Origin of the sequence: Pseudomonas sp. UBA5666, assembly GCF_002420785.1 — a bacterium.
Lineage (GTDB): Bacteria > Pseudomonadota > Gammaproteobacteria > Pseudomonadales > Pseudomonadaceae > Aquipseudomonas > Aquipseudomonas fulva.
Genome location: NZ_DIIQ01000014.1, coordinates 17,697 through 43,780, shown reverse-complemented (window position 1 = coordinate 43,780; position 26,084 = coordinate 17,697). Strand labels below are relative to the sequence as shown.

Genomic DNA, 26,084 nt, shown 5'->3' with positions numbered 1-26,084 from the left:
CGGAATTTGTCAGGCAGGAGCCACCGATCAGCGCACCCGATCACGACTCTGCACCGCCAAATCCAGAGCACGCTGCATGTCCAGCCGTGCAGACCGCCCAAGGTCCGGATCATCCAGGCGCCCGCCTCGCTCCGACGGCAAGATGGGGGCAGTCAGGTCCTCGGCATCCATCGCCTCGAAATCCTGCTGCTCGCCAAGGGTCAGCGCACTACGCCGTAGCAACATGCGCACCTGCGCTGGGGTCAGCGCCGGATTGATCGCCAGCATCGCGGCCACGGTGGCCGCCACTAAAGGCGTGGCATAGGACGTGCCGCAATGGGGCTTTGCGCCGGAGGGCCGCAGGCATGCAGCGGCACTGACATCCACGCGGCTGTCGATGTTGGAGCTGTGGCGCTTGCGCACATGGCGCGGGTCATTGACCGGGACGGCGTGTTCACTGCGCTGATGGCCGCCCACCACGAGCAACTGTTCGGTGACGAATGACGACGGTAGCCGATATTCGTCCGTGCCCGACCACGAAGCCCCATTACCCGCCGAATTCACCACGATGACATCCGGATGCTTGGCCCGCAGCCACAGGAAGAACTCCTCGAGCAGCTCCTCGTAACCGCTCATGGCCAGCCCGGAACGGACCAGCGAATCGACCTCATCCCCTTTGATGTTACGCGCACCTACTCGGTGGATGCCCCAACTCCAATTCAGCACCCGCACACCGTCCTGCACCAGGTTGACCGATGCAGCGATATTGGCCGTGATACCGGCATCGGAATTACGGTCGACGATCACATCGAACCCCGGGCTGGCCTTGCCCAGGCCAGTGAGAAATCCCTCGTCCTGGGCGGCATAAATGCCCGCCACGTGGGTGCCATGGCTAGCAGGCTCGCTGACGTCCCTGGCATACACGCATGTCTGCCCGTGCTGGCAGGCGCCGCGATAACCCTTGAAGCCAGGCGCATCGAAGTCCACACCCCTTTCGATCACCCCCACGCGCACAGGCTGGACGGGAATTCTGGATGCAGGGATGCGGCGCTGATAGTAGTACAGGGCGTCCATGAAGCGGTTGGCGGCCCATTCGTCCGCCTGGGTGATGGCCGGTTGGGCGCGCCCGTCCCCCTCCTCGCCCCGCTCGGGAGCCGACTCTTCAACGATCACCGCATCGACACTGACCTCCGTGCCCATGCGCAGGATCATGGCGTCCCGTTGCACCAGATCGTGCACCGGCAAGCGCAATTGGTAGACGTTCAGTGGCGCTATGGCACCCACCACCTGCGCCCCGTACTTGTCGGCAATGCGCCGCGCCTCCTGCAGACCGTCGTATCTTTCCTCTATCAGCACACTGACCAGATTCAGGTAGGTGGTCAGGCCGTCCATGTTCTTGGCCACTTCATCGGGACCTGCGGCGACCACATGGCTGCGCTGACGGGTCAACCACACAGGGTTGCTGGCCTGCCCGTCGACCTCCAGCCACAACGGCGCACTTGGCCCAGACGGGTGTTCAAGGGTCAGCGTGAGCGTGTCCCCCTGGCGCTCCAACGCTCCAGCAGGTACCGCCACACCCCCAACCTTGAGTGTTGGCGCCTGTTCACCTAGGCCGGTCACGCGCAGGCACCACTGCTGGCGCTCGGCACTCAATCGATCACCGCAGCGCTGCAGTTGCTGGATGCGCAGCGTATCAGGCGCCGCCTGCAGACCGGCGCTCCACAAGCACGCCCATACGATGAACCAGCGTTTCATGACAGTCGTCCTCGGATAACCTGTGATTGCGACCCACGGCCCCTGCCAAGGTTCAGCCGTTACCCTGCCCTTCAAGACCCTCCTTGTGGAGGCCGAGCCACAGGTGGGCACTACTGAGGACCCAGGCATCAATTGCTGCGAAATGGCTCAGGAAGTTCGGGTGCTGCCGATGCAGCGATTACACTCACCTTTTACGGAGACCCTGCCCATGTCCACACGCCCGCTTTTCATCTCGCTGGCACTGCTGGTCAGCCTGACCGCACAAGCCCAAACTGAGGTCGTGCCACTGCAGCACCGCAGCAGCGCCGAGTTGCTGCCGCCCGCGCAAGCCTTCATCGGCCAGGACGGTACTGTCAGCGCCTTCGAGAACAAACTCATCGTCAATGCCAGCCCGCAACGCATTGGCGAACTGCGTGAGCTACTCAAGCAACTGGACACCGCCGCCAAACGCTTGCTGATCAGCGTCGATACCAGCGACAGCCAGTTTCAGGATACGCGCGGCAACGCGAAGATCATCCGCCGCGGCACCTCCAACCGCGACGGCGGCGTGCAGCAGATCCAGGCCAGTGAAGGTCAGCCAGCGCTGGTTCAGGTCGGCCAGAGCATCCCCGTAACCAGCTCCAGTACCGATGGATATGGGCGTGTACAGAGCGATACCCAATATCGCAATGTAACCCAAGGCTTTTACGTAACACCGACGCTCACTGGAGACACCGTTCGCCTGCAGATCAGCACTAATAATGATCGCATCAGCCGCGAACGTGCAGATGTAGTGGATGTTCAAAGCACCGACACAACTCTCACCGGCAAGGTGGGTGAGTGGATCGATATGGCCGGGTATAACCAGCAGAGCCAGGCCGGCTTTAGTACCGGAAGCCATACTTACAGCACTGAACGGGGAAAAAACATGACAGTGCGGGTAAAAGTCGATGTTTTGGACTGATCCGAGACAGTCTGCGGCCTCGACCAAAGGCCTCTGAACTGACTGATGAGTCGTATTAGACCAAAGATGTAGTAGACCTAAAAAAGCACTACAAAACGTTTGACAGGCACTTTTTAGCGAGGGCATGATGGCCTCGCTCCCGCTAATCAGGGGCCCTGGCAAGGGCCTTGGGGCGCCCTCCGTCACCATGGAGGCGCCCCGTGTCCGTACAGCCCATAAGGCCGTTCGACGAGGTTGCGACTGCACCGAGCAAGTGGTTTCGAGGGACTCAAGTGCGTCACCGCCGTCACAGCATTCGTGTAGCACCGCAGCGAGGCATCCACGAGCCGACCTGCAGGGGCACTGATGCACATGACTGCCCGCCTTGCACCTCATCCTTGCCCGCTGCCGCCGCACCCGCTTGAACAGGACTGCCGCCAGCGCCCTGATCTGCCCCGAGCATCCGCACAACTAATCCAAGATCGATGCGACGAGGTTTACTTCCATGGCACTGACACGCGAACAGCAAATTGCAGCCCTTGAGAAAGACTGGGCCGAAAACCCGCGCTGGAAAGGCGTGACCCGTACCTACACCGCCGCCGATGTCGTTCGCCTGCGTGGCTCCCTGCAGCCGGAGCATACCCTGGCCCGCCTGGGTGCTGAAAAGCTGTGGAAACTGGTCACTCATGGTGCACATCCATCGTTCCGCCCGGAAAAAGACTTCGTCAATTGCATGGGCGCCCTCACCGGTGGCCAGGCCGTGCAACAGGTCAAGGCAGGCATCCAGGCCATCTACCTGTCGGGCTGGCAGGTAGCTGCCGACAACAACTCTGCCGAGTCCATGTACCCCGACCAGTCGCTGTACCCTGTCGACTCGGTGCCGACGGTGGTCAAGCGCATCAACAACTCCTTCCGCCGCGCCGACCAGATCCAGTGGAAGGCAGGCAAGAACCCTGGTGATGAAGGCTACATCGACTACTTCGCGCCTATCGTGGCTGACGCAGAAGCAGGCTTTGGCGGCGTGCTCAATGCCTACGAGCTGATGAAGAACATGATCGAAGCGGGCGCGGCTGGCGTGCACTTCGAAGACCAGCTGGCCTCGGTGAAAAAGTGCGGCCACATGGGCGGCAAAGTTTTGGTACCTACCCAGGAAGCCGTGCAAAAGCTGGTCGCCGCGCGCCTGGCAGCCGATGTTTCGGGCGTGCCGACCATCATTCTGGCCCGTACCGACGCCAACGCCGCCGACCTGCTGACCAGTGACTGCGACCCATACGATCAGCCGTTCGTGATCGGCGAGCGCACCCGTGAAGGCTTCTACAAAGTACGCGCCGGCCTCGACCAGGCCATCGCCCGCGGCCTGGCTTACGCCCCCTACGCCGACCTGATCTGGTGCGAAACCGCCAAGCCGGACCTGGACGAAGCCCGCCGCTTCGCCGAAGCGATCAAGAAGGAGTACCCGGACCAGATCCTCTCGTACAACTGCTCGCCTTCCTTCAACTGGAAGAAGAACCTGGACGATGCCACCATCGCCAAATTCCAGCGCGAGCTGTCGGCCATGGGCTACAAGCACCAGTTCATCACCCTGGCCGGCATCCACAACATGTGGCATGGCATGTTCAACCTGGCGCACGACTACGCCCGCAACGACATGACTGCCTACGTGAAGCTGCAGGAGCAGGAGTTCGCCGACGCCAGCAAGGGCTACACCTTCGTGGCGCACCAGCAGGAAGTGGGTACGGGCTACTTCGATGACATGACCACTGTGATTCAGGGTGGGGCTTCGTCGGTGACCGCACTGACCGGCTCGACTGAGGAAGAGCAGTTCCACTAACCAGTGGGTTGCGGTTGAACGAAGGCCCGGAGCTTGTGAAGGCACCGGGCCTTCGTTTTGCTGAAGTTGGCCAGATCAAGCCACACCAAACCTGCACGCGGTCCGGGGTTTCTTGGCAAAGAACAAGGGGCTTCGCAAAGCGCGATGAGTTTTTCTGCAATCGACGCCTAGCAGTATTACCAGTTTTTTGCAGCAGCCTCTTCTGTAAACCTTGCGACTGGCCCAATCAGGAGTCGCATCATGCCAACGATTTCCAAAGCCGGTGAGCTGGACCCTACGTTTGCTTCAAGAGGCCGCTTTTGGCACAACCACTACAACCACGCTGGCCCAATGGCCTTGCTCGAATCAACCGGACACATCCTCCTGTCCTCGGCTCACAGGGCTGAGCAATACATCAAACTGCTACGGCTAGGAGCTGGCGGAGCGCCTGACCGAGAGTTTGGAACCGACGGGGTCGCCACCGTTGAATACACCGGTGCCTTACGGGTCTATCTGTCCACGATCGTTGCGGACGAAACCGAGGGAATCTATGTGGTAGGTGACTACAACGATGCCCCGAATTCGTTTTGTCCCGTCGTCTTTCACGTGCTCCCAGATGGTAAGCCCGACACGCAATTTGGCGAAAATGGACAGGCCTACCGTGTTTATCGGTCGATCAGCTCCATGCGCCAGGACCGGCCAATCAAGTCAACCCCCGCCTCCAAGCACCGCAGTTCCAATGTCCAGCAAAGCGCCAGCGGCAGAATTCGGGACGGCGTCCTCTACTTTCATTCGCGCGATCATATTGTTGCCATTTCGCTGAAAGGGGATTTGGCTACCGAGTTCAATGGCACCGGCTTCTGGCGCGCTGAACACCAGGGGCAGCCCGTGCTACTGGGCACGATAGCGGTAAATGAACAAGGTATTTATGCCGCGCACGCGCCTATGCCTACCGAGGATTACCACAGCCACGTCATCGTGACCCGCCTTGATAACCGAGCCAACGTTGACGAGACGTTTGCCGCGCGCGGCCATTTGCAGTTGAGCACGCCCGGGCACACGCTGCTTGCAGCGCGTCTTGAACAGTCCATCTCCAACACTGACTTCGTGCTGGCGTGCCGGACCGACATCAATACCTATGATGAAGGTTCCGCGCTCATGTCTTTCAAATGCGACGGTACGCCCAACACCCATTTCAATGCAGGGCAACCTGTCATTATTCAAAAGAACCCATTGGTCATAGCTTCCGCGCTGGACCTGGCCTTCGATGGGCAACCAGGCGATCACGAAAAAATTTACCTGAGCGTGCTGTATGAAGACGAAGCAGCACGCGACCCATTTGCCCTGTTGCGCTTCAACGGTGATGGCACCTTGGACGATGATTTCGGTACTGCTGGCTGGGCATTTGTCGGGGAGAGCGGGACGGCCCTGGAGGTCAGCTGTCAAAGCAATGGCCAGCCGCTTGTCGCCTGTAACCTGAAGCTTGCAACAGATCCTCGTACCGGCATCTATCTGGTACGCCTGACGCGGTAGCCGGTCGAAAGCCATCGGTGATAAGGATGTAGCAGTCAAGGACGGGGCCAACGCTTCATGGCTTGTGGGCCTTCACCTGAGTGCACTGACCTACCACTGGTACGCCTGCCCTGTAGCAGCGGCCTTGCGCGGCGCCAGACCACGCAAGTCGCTAGGCTAGGCCATCTGGCCGAAAATCACTGCGCCATGCCCAGCTCGGCGTCGTCCATCAACGCTTTGGCCATGGCGCTGAGGTAGTGGGCCGCCCAGATCATCATCGGCCTCTCTTCCGTCAGGCCGATGATGGTCAATTCGCGAACGTAACCCATCAACTCCGACGACTGCTCGCGAGCATCCCGACACGGTATGCCGGGCTCGATGCGAAACAACGCGTGGGTGCCGTTTTCGCCTTGGCAAAAGGTGGTTTGACCGACGGTGAACTGTGTGTCTTCTGTGGTCATTTTCGAATCCCCTGGAAATTTCCTACTGCATGGCCGGCCCCTGACGCAGCCAGATCCGCTCCCGCCGTGGATGTGGAACCTTGCGAGCTGCGGTGATCGGGAAGGCGCGGCTTAACCGCCAAAGACCGGCTGTAGCTGCACATCGACCAGCTTCAATGCAAAGGCTTGGCACCCGCCGGGATCTGCACTTGGATCAAGGCCGACTCAAGCAAAGCTCGAAGCGCTTCGAGTTCATGCATCGTGGTCATCATCAGGATCGATGCCGGGGACCTGGGCTGTAGGAGCAAGACCTGATGCACCACGGTAGCTGCGCAGAGTGCGTGGTCGGTGGCCTGGGTCAGGGTGTCTTCGAGGGAATGGGAGTTGCGGGGTGGATCAGGGACTATCTTCAACATAGCTATTTACCTTCTAGGGCTGGCCACCCACCTGCTGTCAAACAGAAGGGCGGCAGCTGTGCGTGGGTTGACAGACCGGCGGAAATAGCTAAGTTCCGGCGCACGCAAGCGTGCCCGCACGCACAGCCACCATATAGGAAAGCCGCGCACTATTTACCGTCACAGCCTGTCAAAGCTGTGTCGTTGATGAGCAACGACAGGCCGAGACTAGAGCGCCACCCGGGCAGCCGCAACGGAAAACAGGCGGCAAGAGTATGTTTGGGAAATGCCCTACAGGGAAGGGGTTAAATCCGACATTCCAGTGACCTTGCGCCCAACTGCACCTGGCGCCTAGCCACCTCCTTTGCGTAGACGGTGTCGCAGAAAGCGCGCGCCGCCCACCTAGCGCCTGTCCCAAGGTCAGGGCAATCAGAGCACCCTGGTCTATGCTACAGACCACAGCGGCACATGACCCAACCACCGCGCTCACGCTTTAGTATTGATCCAGAGCGGTACCCAGCGTGTCGAAAACTGCTAGAACACGCGCTTTTCGCATTTGCAAGCACAGGAAATCTGCAGATGAACTTTACACGGCGCAGAACGGACCAACTAAGAAGCGCAGCGCTAAATGATATTAATTATCATTACTCAATTCGTAATTCGTTACCACTCGCAAGAAACATAATTAACAAAAGCACGCGCAATGCCCGAATCTCAAGGCTTTCAGCCAGTTACAAGCCGAATGTGTTGTTGAACCTGCGAATAAATTTGCTACGGAAATTTTACTTGCACCGGGTTTACCCATAAAATCAGCAGGATTGATTCAGCTGCGACATTTGGTCACTGCAAGTGCGACACCACGTCGCCGCTCTACACTTATTTCAGACTGCAGAGCTGGGTCTCTGTATAAGGATTTGAAGCATGTCCGATTCGGCAGGACTCATCGCCCACAACTGGGGCTTTGCCATTTTCCTTCTGGGTGTCGTCGGCCTGTGTGCCTTCATGCTCGGCCTGTCCAGCCTGCTCGGCAGCAAGGCTTGGGGTCGCGCCAAGAACGAACCCTTCGAATCCGGCATGCTGCCCACCGGCAGCGCTCGCCTGCGCCTGTCGGCAAAATTCTATCTGGTCGCGATGCTCTTCGTGATCTTCGATATCGAAGCCCTCTTTCTCTTTGCATGGTCTGTGTCCGTCCGCGAAAGCGGCTGGACCGGGTTCGTCGAAGCACTCGTTTTCATAGCAATTCTGTTGGCAGGTCTTGTCTACCTATGGCGCGTCGGGGCCCTTGACTGGGCTCCCGAAGGTCGCCGCAAGCGGCAAGCGAAGCTGAAACAATGAGGCTTTGGCATGCAATACAATCTCACCAGAATCGATCCGGACGCACCCAACGAGCAATACCCGGTCGGTGAACGGGAAACCGTCACCGATCAACTGCTCGAAGACCAGGTCCACAAGAACATCTTCATGGGCAAGCTCGAAGATGTGCTGCGTGGCGCCGTCAACTGGGGCCGCAAGAACTCCCTGTGGCCGTACAACTTCGGCCTGTCCTGCTGCTACGTGGAAATGACCACGGCCTTCACGGCACCCCACGACATCGCCCGCTTCGGCGCCGAAGTCATCCGGGCCTCGCCGCGCCAGGCCGACTTCATGGTCATTGCCGGTACCTGCTTCATCAAGATGGCGCCGATCATCCAGCGTCTCTACGAGCAGATGCTCGAGCCCAAATGGGTCATTTCCATGGGTTCGTGCGCCAACTCCGGCGGCATGTACGACATCTACTCGGTCGTTCAGGGGGTCGACAAGTTCCTCCCCGTGGACGTCTACGTGCCCGGCTGTCCGCCACGCCCTGAGGCTTTCCTGCAAGGCTTGATGCTGCTGCAGGAGTCGATCGGCCAAGAGCGACGTCCGCTTTCCTGGGTCGTGGGCGATCAAGGCATTTACCGTGCCGAGATGCCCGCCCAGAAGGAGCTGCGTCGTGAACAGCGCATTGCCGTCACCAACCTGCGCAGCCCCGACGAAGTCTGATCCAGCGACCTGCCGCCGGCGCCCGAGGGTGCCGGCGGCCTGGCTTCATTCTTAACGTTGACCCAAAGCGACCGAGACCATGACAGCGGACAACGCTATTTACATTCCGCCCTACAAGGCAAACGACCAAGATGTGGTCGTCGAATTGCACAACCGTTTTGGCGCCGAAGCATTCGTCGCCCAGGAAACCCGCACCGGCATGCCCGTGCTGTGGGTCAAGCGCGCCCAGCTCAAGGAAGTGCTGAGCTTCCTGCGCGGTGTGGCCAAGCCCTACAGCATGCTGTACGACCTGCACGGCGTCGACGAGCGCCTGCGCACCCAGCGCCGCGGCCTGCCTGCCGCCGACTTCAGCGTGTTCTACCACCTGCTGTCGATCGAGCGTAACAGCGATGTGATGATCAAGGTCTCGCTCAGCGAAGGCGACCTGAACCTGCCGTCGGTGACCAGCATCTGGCCCAACGCCAACTGGTACGAGCGTGAAGTGTGGGACATGTTCGGCATCGATTTCGCTGGCCACCCGCACCTGAGCCGCATCATGATGCCGCCGACCTGGGAAGGTCACCCGCTGCGCAAGGACTATCCGGCCCGCGCCACCGAGTTCGATCCCTACAGCCTGACCCTGGCCAAGCAGCAGCTTGAGGAAGAGTCGGCGCGCTTCAACCCCGAAGCCTGGGGCATGAAGCGCCAGGGCGCCAACGAGGACTACATGTTCCTCAACCTTGGCCCCAACCACCCGTCTGCCCACGGTGCCTTCCGTATCGTCCTGCAACTCGACGGTGAAGAAATCGTCGACTGCGTACCGGACATCGGCTACCACCACCGTGGTGCCGAGAAAATGGCCGAACGTCAGTCCTGGCACAGCTTCATTCCTTACACCGACCGTATCGACTACCTCGGCGGTGTGATGAACAACCTGCCGTACGTTCTGGCGGTGGAAAAGCTGGCCGGCATCCAGGTGCCGCAAAAGGTCGACGTGATTCGCATCATGCTCGCCGAATTCTTCCGTATCACCAGCCACTTGCTGTTCCTGGGCACCTACATCCAGGACGTGGGCGCCATGACCCCGGTGTTCTTCACCTTCACCGACCGCCAGCGCGCGTACACGGTGATCGAGGCGATCACCGGTTTCCGTCTGCACCCGGCCTGGTACCGTATCGGTGGCGTCGCCCACGACCTGCCGCGTGGCTGGGACAAACTGGTCAAGGATTTCGTCGAGTGGCTGCCCAAGCGCCTGGACGAATACACCAAGGCCGCGCTGCAGAACAGCATCCTCAAGGGCCGTACCATTGGCGTGGCCGCCTACAACACGCAAGAGGCACTGGCCTGGGGCACCACCGGTGCCGGCCTGCGCTCCACCGGTTGCGACTTCGACCTGCGCAAGGCCCGCCCCTACTCCGGCTACGAAAACTTCGAATTCGAAGTACCACTGGCCCACAACGGCGATGCCTACGATCGCTGCATGGTCCGCGTCGAGGAGATGCGCCAGAGTATCCGCATCATCGACCAGTGCCTGCGCAACATGCCCGAAGGCCCGTACAAGGCGGACCATCCGCTGACCACGCCGCCACCCAAAGAGCGCACCCTGCAGCACATCGAGACCCTGATCACCCACTTCCTGCAAGTGTCGTGGGGCCCGGTCATGCCGGCCAACGAGTCGTTCCAGATGATCGAGGCGACCAAGGGCATCAACAGTTACTACCTGACGAGCGACGGCGGCACCATGAGCTACCGCACCCGGATCCGCACCCCGAGCTACCCGCACCTGCAGCAGATCCCCTCGGTGATCAAAGGCAGCATGGTCGCCGACCTCATTGCGTACCTGGGCAGTATCGACTTCGTTATGGCTGACGTGGACCGCTAAGCATGAACAGCACGCTTATCCAGACAGACCGTTTCGCCCTGAGCGAAACCGAACGCTCGGCCATCGAGCATGAAATGCACCACTACGAGGACCCGCGTGCGGCGTCCATCGAAGCCCTGAAGATCGTGCAGAAAGCCCGTGGCTGGGTGCCGGACGGCGCCATCCACGCCATCGGCGAGGTGCTGGGCATCCCGGCCAGCGACGTCGAAGGCGTCGCCACCTTCTACAGCCAGATCTTCCGCCAGCCGGTGGGCCGCCACATTATCCGCGTGTGCGACAGCATGGTGTGCTACATCGGCGGCCACGAGTCGGTGGTCAGCCAGATCCAGAGCGAGCTGGGCATCGGCCTGGGTCAAACGACTGCCGATGGCCGCTTCACCCTGCTGCCGGTCTGCTGCCTTGGCAACTGCGACAAGGCCCCGGCGCTGATGATCGACGACGACACCTTTGGCGACGTGCAGCCTGCTGGCGTCTCCAAGCTGCTGGAGGGTTACGCATGACCATCACTTCCTTCGGCCCGGCCAACCGCATCGCGCGCTCGGCTGAAACCCATCCGCTGACCTGGCGCCTGCGTGAAGACGGCGAGCCGGTCTGGCTGGCCGAGTACGAATCGAAGAACGGCTACGCCGCTGCCCGCAAGGCGCTGGCGCAGATGTCGGCTGACGAGATCGTGCAAAGCGTCAAGGACTCCGGCCTCAAGGGCCGTGGTGGCGCGGGCTTCCCCACCGGGGTGAAGTGGGGCCTGATGCCCAAGGATGAGTCCATGAACATCCGTTACCTGTTGTGTAACGCCGATGAAATGGAGCCCAACACCTGGAAGGACCGCATGCTGATGGAGCAACAGCCCCATCTGCTGATCGAAGGCATGCTGATCAGCGCCCGCGCGCTGAAGGCCTACCGCGGCTACATCTTCTTGCGCGGCGAATACACCACGGCGGCAAAAAACCTCAACCGTGCCATCGATGAAGCCAAGGCCGCTGGCCTGCTGGGCAAGAACGTCCTGGGCAGCGGCTTCGATTTCGAGCTGTTCGTGCACACCGGTGCAGGCCGCTATATCTGCGGTGAAGAAACCGCGCTGATCAACTCGCTCGAAGGTCGCCGCGCCAACCCACGCTCCAAGCCGCCCTTCCCTGCCGCCGTGGGCGTGTGGGGCAAGCCGACCTGCGTGAACAACGTCGAGACCCTGTGCAACGTGCCGGCCATCGTCGCCAATGGCAACGACTGGTACAAGTCGCTGGCCCGCGAAGGCAGCGAAGACCATGGCACCAAGCTGATGGGCTTCTCCGGCAAGGTCAAGAACCCAGGCCTGTGGGAGCTGCCGTTTGGCGTCACCGCACGCGAACTGTTCGAGGACTACGCGGGCGGCATGCGCGACGGCTTCCGGCTCAAGTGCTGGCAGCCCGGCGGGGCCGGCACCGGTTTCCTGCTGCCCGAGCACCTGGACGCGCAAATGTACGCGGGCGGTATCGCCAAAGTCGGCACCCGCATGGGGACCGGCCTTGCCATGGCGGTGGACGACAGTGTCAGCATGGTCTCGCTGCTGCGCAACATGGAGGAGTTCTTCGCCCGTGAGTCGTGCGGCTGGTGCACACCGTGCCGTGACGGCCTGCCCTGGAGCGTGAAGATGCTGCGCGCCCTGGAGAACCGCCAGGGCCGCGCCGAAGACATCGAGACCCTGCTGGGGCTGGTCAACTTCCTCGGCCCAGGCCGTACCTTCTGCGCCCACGCACCCGGTGCGGTGGAGCCGCTTGGCAGTGCCATCAAGTACTTCCGCTCGGAGTTCGAGGCCGGTGTCGCACCGGTTGTCGCTGGCGAGGCGTTGCGCCCTGACCTGGCAAGACCGCTTCAGGCCGGGCCGACCGTAGTCGGCGCATAACACGATGTTCCTGCGGGTGGTCCGTGCCACTCGCCAGCTTGCCGACAGGCCCGACCCGATCGCGGCGTGTCGCAGGCTTACCGATTTCCATTAGCCACGCCTGCTCACGCGGGCCAACGAAGAACTTTGAACAATGGCCACTATCCACGTAGACGGCAAAGCGCTCGAAGTCAACGGTGCAGACAACCTGTTACAGGCCTGTCTGTCACTTGGCCTCGACATCCCTTATTTCTGCTGGCACCCGGCGCTTGGCAGCGTCGGTGCCTGCCGCCAATGTGCGGTCAAGCAGTACACCGACGAGAACGACACGCGCGGGCGTATCGTCATGTCCTGCATGACGCCTGCATCCGACGGTACCTGGATCTCCATCGACGATGACGAGTCCAAGGCGTTTCGCGCCAGCGTCGTCGAATGGCTGATGACCAACCACCCGCACGACTGCCCGGTGTGCGAGGAAGGCGGGCACTGCCACCTGCAAGACATGACAGTGATGACCGGCCACAACGAGCGCCGCTATCGCTTCACCAAGCGCACCCACCAGAACCAGGACCTCGGCCCGTTCATCGCCCATGAGATGAACCGCTGCATCGCCTGCTACCGCTGCGTGCGTTACTACAAGGACTACGCCGGTGGCACCGACCTGGGTGTCTATGGCGCCCATGACAACGTGTATTTCGGGCGCGTCGAAGACGGTGTGCTGGAAAGCGAGTTCTCGGGCAACCTGACCGAAGTCTGCCCAACCGGCGTGTTCACCGACAAAACCCACTCCGAGCGCTACAACCGCAAGTGGGACATGCAGTTTGCCCCGAGCATCTGCCACGGTTGCTCCAGTGGCTGCAACATCAGCCCAGGCGAGCGTTACGGTGAACTGCGCCGCATCGAGAACCGTTTCAACGGCTCGGTGAACCAGTACTTCCTGTGCGACCGAGGCCGCTTCGGCTATGGCTACGTCAACCGCACGGATCGTCCACGCCAGGCGCAACTGGCCGACGGCACCAAGTTGGGCCTGGACGCGGCCCTGGACAAAGCCGCCGACCTGCTGCGCGGCCGTACCATCGTCGGTATCGGTTCGCCACGCGCCAGCCTCGAAAGCAACTATGGCCTGCGCGAACTAGTCGGTGCCGAGTATTTCCACTGCGGGATGGAAGCCGGTGAGCTGACGCGCGTGCGTCTGGCGCTAGAGGTGCTGAACAACAGCCCCCTGCCCGTTCCGACCCTGCGCGACATCGAAGACCATGATGCGGTATTCGTGCTCGGTGAAGACCTGACCCAGACCGCTGCCCGCGTCGCCCTGGCCGTGCGCCAGGCCACCAAGGGCAAGGCCGAGGCCATGGCCGAGGCGATGAAGGTTCAGCCGTGGCTCGACGCTGCCGTCAAGAACATCGGTCAGCATGCGCTGTACCCCCTGTTCATCGCCAGCCTGGCCGAGACCAAGCTCGACGACGTGGCCGAAGAATGCGTGCATGCAGCCCCGGCGGACCTGGCCCGTCTCGGTTTTGCCGTGGCCCATGCCATCGACCCAAGTGCGCCAGCCGTCGCCGGCCTGGACGACGAGGCCAAGGCGCTGGCCCAGCGCATCGCCGATGCCCTGATCGCGGCCAAGCGCCCGCTGGTCATTGCCGGCACCTCGCTGGCCGATGCTTCGCTGATCGAAGCAGCCGCCAACATCGCCAAGGCCCTGAAGCTGCGCGACAAACAAGGCTCCTTGAGCCTGGTGGTGCCTGAAGCCAACAGCCTTGGCCTGGCCATGCTGGGTGGCGAGTCGGTCGACGCCGCACTGGATGCGGTCATCGACGGCAAGGCCGACGCCATCGTGGTGCTGGAAAACGACCTCTACGCCCGCGTCCCTGCAGCCAAGGTGGATGCTGCCCTGGCAGCGGCCAAGGTGGTCATCGTTGCCGACCACTCCAGAACCCCGACGGTCGAGCGCGCTCACCTGGTACTGCCGGCCGCCTCCTTCGCCGAAGGCGACGGCACCCTGGTCAGCCAGGAAGGCCGTGCCCAGCGCTTCTTCCAGGTGTTCGACCCGCAGTACCTGGACAGCAGCATCCAGGTCCACGAAGGCTGGCGCTGGATGCACGCCCTGCGTGCCACCCTGCTGGCCAAGCCCGTGGACTGGACCCAACTGGACCACGTTACCCACGCCTGCGCCCAGGCGGCCCCGCAACTGGCTGGCATCGTCGATGCCGCGCCAAGCGCCGCCTTCCGCATCAAGGGCCTGAAGCTTGCCCGTGAGCCGCTGCGCTACTCCGGGCGCACCGCCATGCGCGCCAACATCAGCGTGCACGAGCCGCGTACCCCGCAAGATCGCGATACCGCGTTCGCCTTCTCCATGGAAGGGTATTCGGGCTCGGCCGAGCCACGCCAGCAGGTCCCGTTCGCCTGGTCGCCAGGTTGGAACTCGCCCCAGGCCTGGAACAAGTTTCAGGATGAGGTGGGTGGTCACTTGCGTGCCGGCGACCCAGGCGTGCGGCTGATCGAATCCAAAGGTGATGGCCTGGCCTGGTTCACCACGGTACCTGGCGCCTTCAACCCGGCCCGCGGCACCTGGACAGCGGTACCGTTCTTCCACCTGTTCGGCAGCGAAGAAAGCTCCTCGCGTGCCGCGCCGGTGCAAACGCGCATCCCGGCTGCCTACGTGGCCCTGGCCAAGTCCGAAGCCGATCGCCTGGGCGTCAACGAAGGTGCCCTGCTGGACCTGAACGTCGCGGGTGTGGCGCTGCGCCTGCCGCTGCGTATCAATGAAGCGCTGGGCGCTGGCCTGGTCGCGCTGCCCAAGGGCTTGGCCGGCATCCCGCCTGCCGTGTTCGGGGCATCCGTCGAAGGCCTGCAGGAGGCAGCACAATGAGCTGGTTCACCCCCGAAGTGATCGACGTGATCCTCACCGTGCTAAGGGCAATCGTGGTCCTGCTGGCGGTGGTGGTCTGCGGCGCGCTGCTCAGCTTCATCGAGCGGCGCCTGCTGGGCTGGTGGCAGGACCGTTACGGTCCGAACCGCGTTGGCCCGTTCGGCATGTTCCAGATCGCTGCCGACATGTTGAAGATGTTCTTCAAGGAAGACTGGAACCCGCCCTTCGTCGACCGCGTGATCTTTACCCTGGCACCCGTCGTGGCCATGAGCGCCCTGCTGATTGCCTTCGTGGTCATTCCGATCACCCCGACCTGGGGCGTGGCCGACCTGAACATCGGCCTGCTGTTCTTCTTCGCCATGGCAGGTCTGTCGGTCTATGCCGTCCTGTTCGCCGGCTGGTCCTCGAACAACAAGTACGCCTTGCTGGGCAGCTTGCGGGCCTCGGCCCAGACCGTGTCGTACGAAGTGTTCCTGGGCCTGGCGCTGATGGGCGTGGTGGTACAGGTCGGTTCGTTCAACATGCGCGACATCGTCGAGTACCAGGCGCAGAACCTGTGGTTCATCATTCCGCAGTTCTTCGGCTTCTGCACCTTCTTCATCGCTGGCGTGGCCGTGACTCACCGTCACCCCTTCGACCAGCCGGAAGCGGAACAGGAACTGGCCGACGGCTACCACATCGAGTATGCCGGCATGAAATGGGGCATGTTCTTCGTCGGTGAGTACATCGGCATCATCCTCATCTCGGCGCTGCTGGTCACCCTGTTCTTCGGCGGATGGCACGGCCCGTTCGGCATCCTGCCGCAACTGTCGTTCCTGTGGTTCGCCCTGAAGACCGCGTTCTTCATCATGCTGTTCATCCTGCTGCGCGCCTCCATTCCGCGCCCACGCTATGACCAGGTGATGGACTTCAGCTGGAAGTTCTGCCTGCCGCTGACCCTGATCAATTTGCTGGTGACCGCTGCGATCGTGCTTTACAACACGCCAGCCGTCGCGGCCCAGTGAGGATTTGACCCATGTTCAAGTATATCGGCGACATCGTTAAGGGCACCGGCACCCAGCTGCGCAGCCTGGCCATGGTGTTCTCCCACGGGTTTCGCAAGCGCGACACCCTGCAGTACCCCGAAGAACCCGTGTACCTGCCCCCACGCTACCGTGGCCGCATCGTCCTGACGCGCGACCCTGATGGCGAAGAGCGCTGCGTGGCCTGCAACCTGTGCGCGGTGGCCTGCCCGGTGGGCTGCATCTCGCTGCAGAAGGCAGAAACCGACGACGGCCGTTGGTACCCGGAGTTCTTCCGCATCAACTTCTCGCGCTGCATCTTCTGTGGCCTGTGCGAAGAAGCGTGCCCGACCACCGCAATCCAGCTGACTCCGGATTTCGAAATGGCCGAGTTCAAGCGTCAGGACCTGGTGTACGAGAAAGAAGATCTGCTGATCTCCGGCCCCGGCAAGAACCCTGACTACAACTTCTACCGTGTTGCGGGCATGGCGATCGCTGGCAAGCCGAAAGGCGCTGCGCAGAACGAAGCCGAGCCGATCAACGTGAAGAGCTTGCTCCCATAAGGACAGAAAGATGGAATTCGCTTTCTACTTCGCATCCGGGATCGCCGTGGTGTCCACCCTTCGGGTGGTGACCGGCACAAACCCCGTGCACGCCCTGCTCTACCTGATCATCTCGCTGATTTCCGTGGCGATGATCTTCTTTTCCCTGGGTGCGCCGTTCGCGGGCGCCCTGGAAGTGATCGCCTATGCCGGCGCCATCATGGTGCTGTTCGTCTTCGTGGTGATGATGCTCAACCTGGGGCCGGCTTCGGTTGCCCAGGAGCGCGGCTGGCTCAAGCCCGGCATCTGGGCAGGGCCGGTGATCCTTGGCGCCCTGTTGCTGGTGGAGCTGCTGTACGTGCTGTTCGTCGCACCCAGCGGCGCTGCCATCAGCGGTACCACCGTGGGCCCGAAAGCAGTGGGTGTGAGCCTGTTCGGCCCCTACCTGCTGGTGGTCGAACTGGCGTCGATGCTGCTGCTCGCGGCAGCGGTCACCGCCTTCCACCTGGGCCGCAATGAGGCGAAGGAGTAAATCATGGGTGCTATCCCTCTCGAACATGGCCTGGCCGTCGCCGGCATCCTGTTCTGCTTAGGTCTGGTTGGCCTGATGGTCCGCCGCAACATCCTCTTCGTACTCATGAGCCTGGAAGTCATGATGAACGCCTCTGCCCTGGCGTTCGTCGTCGCCGGTGCCCGTTGGGTCCAACCCGATGGCCAGGTGATGTTCATTCTGGTGATCAGCCTGGCAGCAGCCGAGGCCAGCATTGGCTTGGCCATCCTGCTGCAGCTGTATCGCCGCTTCCACACTCTCGACATCGATGCTGCCAGTGAGATGCGCGGATGAACCTTCTCTTCCTGACTTTCGTCTTCCCCCTTGTGGGCTTTGTGCTGCTGTCGTTCTCGCGCGGGAGGTTCTCGGAGAACCTGTCCGCCTTGATCGGCGTCGGTTCGGTTGGCCTGTCGGCGGCCACGGCCGCCTACGTGATCTGGCAATTCAACGTCGCCCCGCCTGAAGGCGGTGCGTACAGCCAGCTGCTGTGGCAGTGGATGTCGGTGGATGGTTTTGCGCCGAACTTCACCCTGTACCTCGATGGCCTGTCGGTCACCATGCTGGGCGTAGTGACAGGTGTGGGTTTCCTGATCCACTTGTTCGCGTCCTGGTACATGCGTGGCGAGACCGGCTACTCACGGTTCTTCTCGTACACCAACCTGTTCATCGCCAGCATGCTGTTCCTGATCCTGGGCGACAACCTGCTGTTCATCTACTTCGGCTGGGAAGGCGTAGGCCTGTGTTCCTACCTGTTGATCGGTTTCTACTACAGCAACCGCAACAATGGTAACGCAGCGCTCAAGGCCTTCATCGTCACCCGTATCGGCGACGTGTTCATGGCCATCGGCCTGTTCATCCTGTTCGCCCAGCTGGGCACGCTGAACGTCCAGGAACTGCTGGTGCTGGCACCGCAGAAATTCCAGGCCGGCGATACCTGGATGGTGTTGGCAACGCTGATGCTGCTCGGCGGCGCCGTGGGCAAATCCGCGCAGCTACCGCTGCAGACCTGGTTGGCGGACGCCATGGCCGGCCCGACCCCGGTGTCGGCGCTGATCCACGCGGCGACGATGGTAACGGCCGGTGTCTACCTGATTGCCCGTACCAATGGCCTGTTCCTGCTGGCGCCGGACATCCTGCACCTGGTGGGCGTGGTGGGTGGCGTTACCCTGGTGCTGGCGGGCTTCGCTGCACTGGTGCAAACCGACATCAAGCGTATCCTGGCCTACTCGACCATGAGCCAGATCGGCTACATGTTCCTGGCACTGGGCGTCGGCGCCTGGGATGCGGCGATCTTCCACTTGATGACCCACGCCTTCTTCAAGGCGCTGCTGTTCCTGGCTTCGGGCGCCGTCATCGTGGCCTGCCACCACGAGCAGAACATCTTCAAGATGGGCGGGCTGTGGAAGAAACTGCCGCTGGCCTACGCCAGCTTCGTGGTCGGTGGCGCTGCCCTGGCGGCCTTGCCGATCGTGACCGTAGGCTTCTACTCCAAGGACGAGATCCTGTGGGAAGCCTTTGCCAGCGGCAACTCCGGCCTGCTGTACGCCGGCCTGCTCGGCGCCTTCATGACCTCGCTGTACACCTTCCGCCTGATCTTCATCGCCTTCCACGGCGAAGCGAAGACCGAAGCCCACGCCGGCCACGGCATCAGCCATTGGCTGCCACTGGGCGTGCTGATCGTGCTGTCGACCTTCGTCGGCGCATGGATCACACCGCCGTTGGCTGACGTGCTGCCTCAAAGCGCAGGCCATGCCGGCGGTGAGGCCAAGCATGCTCTGGAGATCACCTCGGGCGCCATTGCCATTGCCGGTATCCTGCTCGCCGCCTTGCTGTTCCTGGGCAAGCGCAGCTTCGTCAGCGCGGTGGCCAACAGTGGCATCGGCCGCGTGCTGTCGGCCTGGTGGTTCGCGGCCTGGGGCTTCGACTGGATCTACGACAAGCTGTTCGTCAAGCCCTACCTGCTGATCAGCCACCTGCTGCGCAAAGACCCGGTTGACCGCGGTATCGGCCTGATCCCTCGTCTGGCTCGCGGTGGCCACGTGGCCATGACCAAGACCGAGACGGGCCAGCTGCGCTGGTATACCGCCTCCATCGCCATTGGCGCAGTGCTGGTACTCGGCGCTGTGGTAGTGGCCGCGGTATGACCATGAACCTTGCGAACCTTGCGACCCTGCAAAAGGAAACCAACCCGTCATGATTTTGCCTTGGCTGATCCTGATCCCCTTCATCGGCGGCTTCCTGTGCTGGCTGGGCGAGCGCTTCGGCGCTACCCTGCCGCGCTGGATCGCGCTGCTGACCATGTCCCTGTTGCTCGGCATCGGCCTGTGGCTGTGGGCTAACGGCGACTACACCCTTGCCCCGGCTCCGGGCGCCGAGCCTGCATGGGCCCTGGAATACAAAGTCCAGTGGATCCAGCGCTTCGGCATCAGCATCCACCTGGCCCTCGACGGCCTGTCGCTGCTGATGATCCTGCTCACAGGCCTGCTGGGCGTGTTGTCGGTGCTGTGCTCCTGGAAAGAGATCCAGCGCCACGTCGGCTTCTTCCACCTGAACCTGATGTGGATCCTGGGCGGTGTGGTCGGTGTGTTCCTGGCGCTGGACCTGTTCCTGTTCTTCTTCTTCTGGGAAATGATGCTGGTGCCGATGTATTTCCTCATCGCGCTCTGGGGTCATAGCTCGGCGGACGGCAAGAAGACGCGCATCTACGCGGCGACCAAGTTCTTCATCTTCACCCAGGCCAGCGGCCTGATCATGCTGGTGGCGATCCTGGGCCTGGTACTGGTCAACTACACCAACACCGGTGTGATCACGTTCAACTACAGCGACCTGCTCAAGGCCGACCTGCCGGCCGGTACCGAGTACCTGCTGATGCTGGGCTTCTTCATTGCCTTTGCCGTGAAGCTGCCGGTGGTGCCGTTCCACTCCTGGTTGCCCGACGCCCACGCCCAGGCGCCGACCGCAGGTTCCGTGGACCTGGCGGGTATCCTGCTCAAGACCGCTGCTTATGGCCTGCTGCGCTTCGCCCTGCCGCTGTTCCCCAATGCTTCGGCAGAGTTCGCGCCCATCGCCATGACCCTGGGCCTGATCGGCATCTTCTACGGGGCCTTCCTGGCCTTCGCCCAGACCGACATCAAGCGCCTGATCGCCTTCTCCAGCGTCTCTCACATGGGCTTCGTGCTGATCGGCATCTATTCCGGTAGCCAGCAAGCACTGCAAGGTGCGGTCATCCAGATGCTGGCTCACGGTCTGTCGGCTGCCGCGCTGTTCATCCTGTCCGGTCAGTTGTACGAGCGCCTGCACACCCGCGACATGCGCCAGATGGGCGGGCTGTGGCACCGCATCGCCTACCTGCCTGCCATCAGCCTGTTCTTCGCTGCCGCCTCCCTGGGGCTGCCAGGCACCGGCAACTTCGTGGGTGAGTTCCTGATCCTGATCGGCAGCTTCGTGCACGTGCCTTGGATCACCGTCATCGCCACTACCGGCCTGGTATTCGGCTCGGTCTACTCGCTGATCATGATTCACCGCGCCTACTTCGGCCCGAGCAAATCGGACACCGTACTGGCCGGCATGGACACCCGCGAGCTGGTCATGGTGCTGGGCCTGGCGGTACTGCTGGTGCTGCTGGGCGTGTATCCACAGCCGTTCCTCGACACCTCTGCCGCCACCATGAGTGGTGTGCAGCAGTGGCTCGGTTCCGCTTTCACTCAACTCGCTTCGGCCCGGTAAGAGCGCTATGGAATTCACCACTCAACACTTCATCGCATTGGCGCCGATGCTGATCACCACCATCACCACGGTGGTGGTGATGCTGGCGATCGCCTGGAAGCGCAATCACTCGCAGACGTTCCTGCTGTCCACCGTGGGGCTGAACCTGGCCCTGCTTTCGATCCTGCCAGCATTGAAGGTCGCGCCACTGGCGGTCACGTCGCTGATCACCATCGACAAGTTCGCCTGCCTGTACATGGCAATCATGTTGGTCGCGACCCTGGCATGCGTAACGCTCGCCCATGCCTACCTGGGCGAAGGCGCCAAGGGTTTCCCGGGCAACCGCGAAGAGCTGTACCTGCTGCTGCTGATGTCGGCACTGGGCGGGCTGGTGCTGGTCAGCGCCAACCACCTGGCGGGCCTGTTCATTGGCCTGGAGTTGCTGTCGGTACCGGTCTACGGCCTGGTGGCGTATGCGTTCTTCAACAAGCGCTCGCTTGAAGCCGGCATCAAGTACATGGTGCTGTCGGCAGCAGGTTCTGCCTTCCTGCTGTTCGGCATGGCGCTGCTGTACGCCGACGCCGGCAGCTTGACCTTCGACCAGTTGGGCAAGGCATTGGCTGCCACCAGCATGCCGAGCCTGCTGGCTCAACTGGGTCTGGGCATGATGTTGGTCGGCCTGGCGTTCAAACTGTCGCTGGTACCGTTCCACCTGTGGACGCCCGATGTGTACGAAGGTGCTCCGGCCCCGGTCGCCGCGTTCCTCGCCACGGCCAGCAAGGTTGCGGTGTTCGCGGTGGTCATCCGCCTGTTCATGCTCTCCCCTGCCGCCAGCAGCGGTGTGCTGAGCACGGTGCTTGCCATCATCGCCGTGGCGTCGATCCTGGTCGGTAACCTGCTGGCGCTGACCCAGAGCAACCTCAAGCGCCTGCTGGGTTACTCGTCCATCGCCCACTTCGGCTACCTGCTGATCGCGCTGGTGGCCAGTAAGGGCCTGGCGCTGGAGGCCATGGGCGTCTACCTGGTCACCTACGTGCTCACAAGCCTTGGGGCATTCGGTGTCATCACCTTGATGTCCTCGCCCTACGGTGGCCGCGATGCTGACGCGCTGTACGAGTACCGCGGTCTGTTCTGGCGTCGCCCCTACCTGACCGCCGTGCTGACCGTGATGATGCTGTCGCTGGCCGGTATCCCGCTCACTGCTGGTTTCATCGGCAAGTTCTACATCATTGCCACCGGTGTCGAGTCGCAGCTGTGGTGGTTGGTGGGCGCGCTGGTCATCGGTAGTGCCATCGGTGTGTACTACTACCTGCGTGTGATGGTCACCCTGTACCTGGTCGAGCCTAACCTGCGCCGTCACGACGCACCGTTGAAGTGGGAACAGCGCACCGGTGGCGTCATGCTGCTGGCTGTCGCCCTGCTCGTCTTCGTACTGGGTGTGTACCCGCAGCCGCTGCTGGACCTGGTGCAGCATGCAGGTTTGTACCTGATCGGCTAACCCGCCTGGCAATCCCAGACACCCCGCTTACGCGGGGTGTTTTTGTTTGTGCCTGGCAAATGCTGGACTCGCCCTCAGGCCTATCGGTCGCCCGATCTGGCGTGTGGGTGAAAGCGTTGGGGCAGTGTCAGCATTTTTACCCTGCTGTGGGTGATCTGGGCGCGGGTTCGTACGTCATACCGCTGTTGCCTCACTGCTGGTCGTCTGGAGCCCTACGATGCGTCGCGTTTTGTTGCTGTCCCCCCGCCTTGGCCTGCTTGGCGCCATCATTGCGAGCCCGCCTGCCTGGTCAGCAAGCCCGATCGAACTTGGCCAGGTGCTGATCACCGACCAGGCGCAAGGGGACCTGGAGGCCGCAGCGCAGCGCCTGCGCAGTGCCCCAGGTGGCACCAACCTGGTGGACATGCAAAAGGTGGGTCAAGGCCGTGTGGCCAGCAACCAGGATGTCCTTGCCTACCAGCCGGGGGTGTTCGCCCAGTCGGCGGGCAACGACGGCATCAAGTTGTCGATTCGCGGCTCCGGCCTCAACCGGGCCCCAGGCGCGCACGGCTCAGGGGTCTACACGCAGTTCGACGGCCTGCCGCTGACCGGCCCCGGGGGCACGCCCTACGAGCTGTTCGAGCCGTTGTGGCTCAACCGCGCCGAAGTGCTGCGCGGTGCCAACGGGTTTGATCAGGGATCGCTGGCGTTGGGCGGTGCCATCAATTACGTCACCCACACCGGCTACGATGCAGCGCCCCTGCACGTGCGCTATGAAGTCGGCAGCCGTGGCTATCAGCGCCGCCACATCAGCTCCGGCCAGGTACTCGGTAACCTTGACTACTACGTTGCGCTGACCGATGCGCACTACGACGGCTACCAGCAGCACAGCAGCGGCAGCGCCAAGGGCATCGCGGCCAACGTCGGCTATCGCTTCAACCCCAACCTTGAAACACGGCTGTACCTGCGCTACCGGGAAACGGAGAACGACCTGGCCGGACGTTTGACCAAAGACCAGATCAAGCATCACCCTACCTCGGCGAACCCTGCCTACCTGGCACGTGATGACAGCCGTCCGCAGCCGGGCAGTACCTGGGTTGGCAGCAAGACCACGTTCTACCTCGACGATGATGCCCGCGTCGAAGCCGGCCTGGTCTACCACGATTACCCCATGGACCTGCGCGAGGGCCCGATGCGCCTGAAGGTGGCTTACACCGACGTCAGTGGCACGCTGAACTATCAGCGGCGCGACACGGTGTTTGGCCGTGAGAGCAAGACGACCGTGGGCTGGCGCACCACCAAGCACCTGCCCAACAGCGGCGCCTCACAATTTGCGCGCAACGGCCAGGTGATCGGCACTCGGACACGTGACTTCACCTATCAAGGCTCCGATACCGTGTTGCATCTAGGTAATGACCTGGAGCTCATACCGAACCTGTGGCTGACAACCGGGCTGGCCGCTATCTATACGCGACGCGAGAGCGACGTGACCTACCCCGCCGAAGGCGGCAAGGTGTCGATGCATGATTGGGATTATGCGCCGCGCATCGGACTGCGCTACGACGCACGCCCGGACCTGCAGGTGTACGGCAACCTCAGCCGCTCGGTGGAACCGCCCCACCCATGGTCGCTGATCTGGAGCTCGCCAAGCGTGGGCGGCAAGCAGATTCAACCGATCGAAATGCAGAACCAGACAGCCACCACGCTGGAAGTAGGTGCGCGCGGCGAGTCGGCATTCGGGCGGTGGGACCTTGCCTGGTACTACGCCCAAGTACGCCACGAACTGCTCGCGGTCGAGGTGGTGCCGAACTTCACCTCGGAATTCAATGCCAGCGCCACGGTGCACCAGGGCGTGGAGGCCGGGCTGGACAGCACGCTCTGGGAGCAGTCAGGCCTGGGTCGCCTGAGCCTGCGTCAGGCCTACACCTTCAGTGACTTCCATTACCGCGACGACGAAAGATTCGGCGACAACCGCCTGCCGGGCATCCCCATGCACTACTATCAGGCCGAGTTGCGCTTCGACTGGCCCAGCGGCTTCTACGCCGGGATCAACACGCAGATGGCGTCCAAGGTGCAAGTGGACTATGCCAACAGCTACCATGCTGACGATTACGCCACCCTCGGCGCCCGTCTCGGTTGGGACTCGCCGCAGCGTGACTGGCAGACCTGGCTGGATCTACGCAACCTGACCAACAAGCGCTACGCAGCGACCGTAACCCCAGGCTTCAATGACGCAGGGCGGGACATTGCCCGCTCCACTCCGGGCGAAGGCGCTGCGGTCTATGCGGGAGTGTCCTACACATTCCGCTGACTGCCACGATCGGGCAGCCCTTGGCTGACAAACATTGCGCGGGCCGACTGGCCCGCACAATGTGGTGCCGCTTAGGCCACGGTCATACAGAGCGATTGAGCTTCACCCAAGACGCGAACTTGTCGATGAAGCCTTGCAAAAACGGCCGGGTCTTGTCGTTGAGTTTGCCTGACTCGTCGAACAGGCTGGCAGCGCCGCCAATGTAGGCCTCCGGCATCTGCATGCATGGCATGTCCAGGAACACCAGGGACTGGCGCACTGAATGGTTGGCACCGAAGCCGCCGATCGCACCTGGCGACACACTCGCCACGGCTGCCGGCTTGCCGCCCCACGCGCTTTGCCCGTAAGGCCTTGAACCCACATCGATGGCATTCTTCAGGCAGCCTGGCATGGTCCGGTTGTACTCCGGCGTGACGAAGAGCACCGCATCGCTGCCCTTGATGTCGTTCCGAAAGCGTGTCCAGGCAGCTGGCGGGGCATCGGTTTCCAGGTCTTCGTTGTACAGGGGTAAGTCGCCGATCTCGACGATCTTCAGTGCCAGGCTCGACGGCGCCAGCTCAGACAGCGCGCGGGCCACCTTGCGGTTATAGGAATCCTTGCGCAGGCTACCGACGACGACGGCAACCGAATAGACCTGGGTCATGGCAATCTCCAACTTCATGTTTTCAGGGACGATGTAGTTATAGATGACCGTTTTGCGCTGCTTTGGTTTTTTTTCCCGGCCGCGAAAACTTCCCCTGCCCTTGGAAGGTCTACTGCTACAGACATTTCCTACGCAATTCAGAGGGTTCCACCCAAATGGCAGCAGTAATGGTCGGCCAATTCCATGCCCGCGACGCCGAAGGCCGTATCTATCCCGTGCACGAGTTTCAGGAATCTACCCTGCAACACGACGGCAGCACGACCGGCGCACCTATCACCACCTACCGCCTTGCCATCGGCGATCGCGTCAACTACCTGGGTGAAAATCGATTCGAGCTTGCCCGCACCGGTGTCGAAATCATCCGTATCCCATGATACGAAGAGGCACTGGCCTGTTACTGCTCGATGAGGGTGAGACCGCTTGCGGTCTTGATTG

22 protein-coding genes are annotated in these 26,084 nt (G+C 62.1%); 18 read left to right on the top strand and 4 right to left on the bottom strand.

All coding sequences use genetic code 11. The features are described 5' to 3' along the window. Positions 1 to 27: 27 nt before the first annotated feature. The gene (locus B2Y33_RS08140; protein WP_206405421.1) at positions 28 to 1,734 is read right to left on the bottom strand and encodes a S8/S53 family peptidase; all 1,707 of its coding nucleotides are present in this window, start codon (positions 1,732 to 1,734) and stop codon (positions 28 to 30) included. A 208-nt stretch (positions 1,735 to 1,942) separates the two neighbouring features. On the opposite strand from B2Y33_RS08140, the gene B2Y33_RS08135 reads away from it, so the two are divergent. The 3 genes from B2Y33_RS08135 to B2Y33_RS08125 all read left to right on the top strand — a co-directional run bounded on the left by B2Y33_RS08135 (position 1,943) and on the right by B2Y33_RS08125 (position 5,999). Then, a complete protein-coding gene (locus B2Y33_RS08135; RefSeq protein WP_028686571.1) occupies positions 1,943 to 2,677 on the top strand; it encodes a secretin N-terminal domain-containing protein in 735 nt (244 codons plus the stop codon). Between the two features lie 484 nt (positions 2,678 to 3,161). Continuing rightward, positions 3,162 to 4,487 (top strand): isocitrate lyase, encoded by a 1,326-nt coding sequence (gene aceA, locus B2Y33_RS08130; RefSeq protein ID WP_206405422.1) that lies wholly within the window; start codon positions 3,162 to 3,164, stop codon positions 4,485 to 4,487. A gap of 240 nt (positions 4,488 to 4,727) precedes the next feature. After that, positions 4,728 to 5,999 carry a hypothetical protein gene (locus B2Y33_RS08125; protein WP_206405423.1) on the top strand — a complete coding sequence of 424 codons (1,272 nt, stop codon included), beginning with the start codon at positions 4,728 to 4,730 and terminating at the stop codon, positions 5,997 to 5,999. A gap of 176 nt (positions 6,000 to 6,175) precedes the next feature. On the opposite strand, the gene B2Y33_RS08120 is transcribed toward B2Y33_RS08125, so the two are convergent. Both B2Y33_RS08120 and B2Y33_RS08115 read right to left on the bottom strand, forming a co-directional pair. After that, positions 6,176 to 6,439: a DUF3077 domain-containing protein gene (locus B2Y33_RS08120; RefSeq protein ID WP_027916250.1), complete on the bottom strand. Its 264-nt coding sequence runs from the start codon at positions 6,437 to 6,439 to the stop codon at positions 6,176 to 6,178. Positions 6,440 to 6,591: 152 nt separating this feature from the next. Then, on the bottom strand, positions 6,592 to 6,834 hold the full coding sequence (locus B2Y33_RS08115; RefSeq protein WP_027916251.1) for a hypothetical protein: 243 nt from the start codon (positions 6,832 to 6,834) through the stop codon (positions 6,592 to 6,594). Between the two features lie 900 nt (positions 6,835 to 7,734). Here B2Y33_RS08115 and B2Y33_RS08110 point away from each other — a divergent pair. The 14 genes from B2Y33_RS08110 to B2Y33_RS08045 all read left to right on the top strand — a co-directional run bounded on the left by B2Y33_RS08110 (position 7,735) and on the right by B2Y33_RS08045 (position 25,006). Beyond that, positions 7,735 to 8,148, top strand: coding sequence for an NADH-quinone oxidoreductase subunit A (locus B2Y33_RS08110; protein ID WP_008096178.1), 414 nt, complete (start codon positions 7,735 to 7,737; stop codon positions 8,146 to 8,148). Positions 8,149 to 8,157: 9 nt separating this feature from the next. Beyond that, positions 8,158 to 8,835 (top strand): NuoB/complex I 20 kDa subunit family protein, encoded by a 678-nt coding sequence (locus B2Y33_RS08105; protein ID WP_023534774.1) that lies wholly within the window; start codon positions 8,158 to 8,160, stop codon positions 8,833 to 8,835. 79 nt (positions 8,836 to 8,914) lie between these two features. After that, positions 8,915 to 10,696 (top strand): NADH-quinone oxidoreductase subunit C/D, encoded by a 1,782-nt coding sequence (nuoC, locus tag B2Y33_RS08100; RefSeq protein ID WP_023534867.1) that lies wholly within the window; start codon positions 8,915 to 8,917, stop codon positions 10,694 to 10,696. Between the two features lie 2 nt (positions 10,697 to 10,698). After that, complete coding sequence (gene nuoE / locus B2Y33_RS08095) at positions 10,699 to 11,196, top strand: NADH-quinone oxidoreductase subunit NuoE (RefSeq protein WP_027916252.1); 498 nt, start codon at positions 10,699 to 10,701, stop codon at positions 11,194 to 11,196. Continuing rightward, a complete protein-coding gene (gene nuoF, locus B2Y33_RS08090; protein ID WP_023534745.1) occupies positions 11,193 to 12,572 on the top strand; it encodes an NADH-quinone oxidoreductase subunit NuoF in 1,380 nt (459 codons plus the stop codon). Before nuoE ends, nuoF begins: the two co-directional genes overlap by 4 nt. A gap of 133 nt (positions 12,573 to 12,705) precedes the next feature. Then, positions 12,706 to 15,420, top strand: a complete 2,715-nt coding sequence (gene nuoG / locus B2Y33_RS08085; RefSeq protein ID WP_027916253.1) for an NADH-quinone oxidoreductase subunit NuoG — start codon at positions 12,706 to 12,708, stop codon at positions 15,418 to 15,420. Continuing rightward, positions 15,417 to 16,424, top strand: a complete 1,008-nt coding sequence (gene nuoH, locus B2Y33_RS08080) for an NADH-quinone oxidoreductase subunit NuoH (RefSeq protein ID WP_027916254.1) — start codon at positions 15,417 to 15,419, stop codon at positions 16,422 to 16,424. The genes nuoG and nuoH overlap by 4 nt, the downstream gene beginning before the upstream one ends. A gap of 11 nt (positions 16,425 to 16,435) precedes the next feature. Beyond that, on the top strand, positions 16,436 to 16,984 hold the full coding sequence (nuoI, locus tag B2Y33_RS08075; RefSeq protein ID WP_023534793.1) for an NADH-quinone oxidoreductase subunit NuoI: 549 nt from the start codon (positions 16,436 to 16,438) through the stop codon (positions 16,982 to 16,984). 10 nt (positions 16,985 to 16,994) lie between these two features. Beyond that, positions 16,995 to 17,495 carry an NADH-quinone oxidoreductase subunit J gene (gene nuoJ, locus B2Y33_RS08070; RefSeq protein ID WP_023534783.1) on the top strand — a complete coding sequence of 167 codons (501 nt, stop codon included), beginning with the start codon at positions 16,995 to 16,997 and terminating at the stop codon, positions 17,493 to 17,495. A gap of 3 nt (positions 17,496 to 17,498) precedes the next feature. Beyond that, entirely contained in the window at positions 17,499 to 17,807 is a 309-nt protein-coding gene (gene nuoK / locus B2Y33_RS08065) for an NADH-quinone oxidoreductase subunit NuoK (RefSeq protein WP_003251446.1), read from the top strand. Then, positions 17,804 to 19,657, top strand: a complete 1,854-nt coding sequence (gene nuoL, locus B2Y33_RS08060; protein ID WP_027916255.1) for an NADH-quinone oxidoreductase subunit L — start codon at positions 17,804 to 17,806, stop codon at positions 19,655 to 19,657. Before nuoK ends, nuoL begins: the two co-directional genes overlap by 4 nt. A gap of 49 nt (positions 19,658 to 19,706) precedes the next feature. Further along, positions 19,707 to 21,239 (top strand): NADH-quinone oxidoreductase subunit M, encoded by a 1,533-nt coding sequence (gene nuoM / locus B2Y33_RS08055; RefSeq protein ID WP_023534786.1) that lies wholly within the window; start codon positions 19,707 to 19,709, stop codon positions 21,237 to 21,239. Positions 21,240 to 21,246: 7 nt separating this feature from the next. Further along, on the top strand, positions 21,247 to 22,716 hold the full coding sequence (nuoN, locus tag B2Y33_RS08050; protein ID WP_023534778.1) for an NADH-quinone oxidoreductase subunit NuoN: 1,470 nt from the start codon (positions 21,247 to 21,249) through the stop codon (positions 22,714 to 22,716). A gap of 217 nt (positions 22,717 to 22,933) precedes the next feature. Further along, the gene (locus B2Y33_RS08045) at positions 22,934 to 25,006 is read left to right on the top strand and encodes a TonB-dependent receptor family protein (protein ID WP_104926364.1); all 2,073 of its coding nucleotides are present in this window, start codon (positions 22,934 to 22,936) and stop codon (positions 25,004 to 25,006) included. A gap of 82 nt (positions 25,007 to 25,088) precedes the next feature. Here B2Y33_RS08045 and B2Y33_RS08040 read toward each other — a convergent pair whose 3' ends face one another. Next, on the bottom strand, positions 25,089 to 25,649 hold the full coding sequence (locus B2Y33_RS08040; RefSeq protein ID WP_023534853.1) for an NADPH-dependent FMN reductase: 561 nt from the start codon (positions 25,647 to 25,649) through the stop codon (positions 25,089 to 25,091). A gap of 155 nt (positions 25,650 to 25,804) precedes the next feature. Between B2Y33_RS08040 and B2Y33_RS08035 the strand changes: the two genes are divergently transcribed. Next, the gene (locus tag B2Y33_RS08035; RefSeq protein WP_027916257.1) at positions 25,805 to 26,023 is read left to right on the top strand and encodes a hypothetical protein; all 219 of its coding nucleotides are present in this window, start codon (positions 25,805 to 25,807) and stop codon (positions 26,021 to 26,023) included. Positions 26,024 to 26,084: the final 61 nt, after the last annotated feature.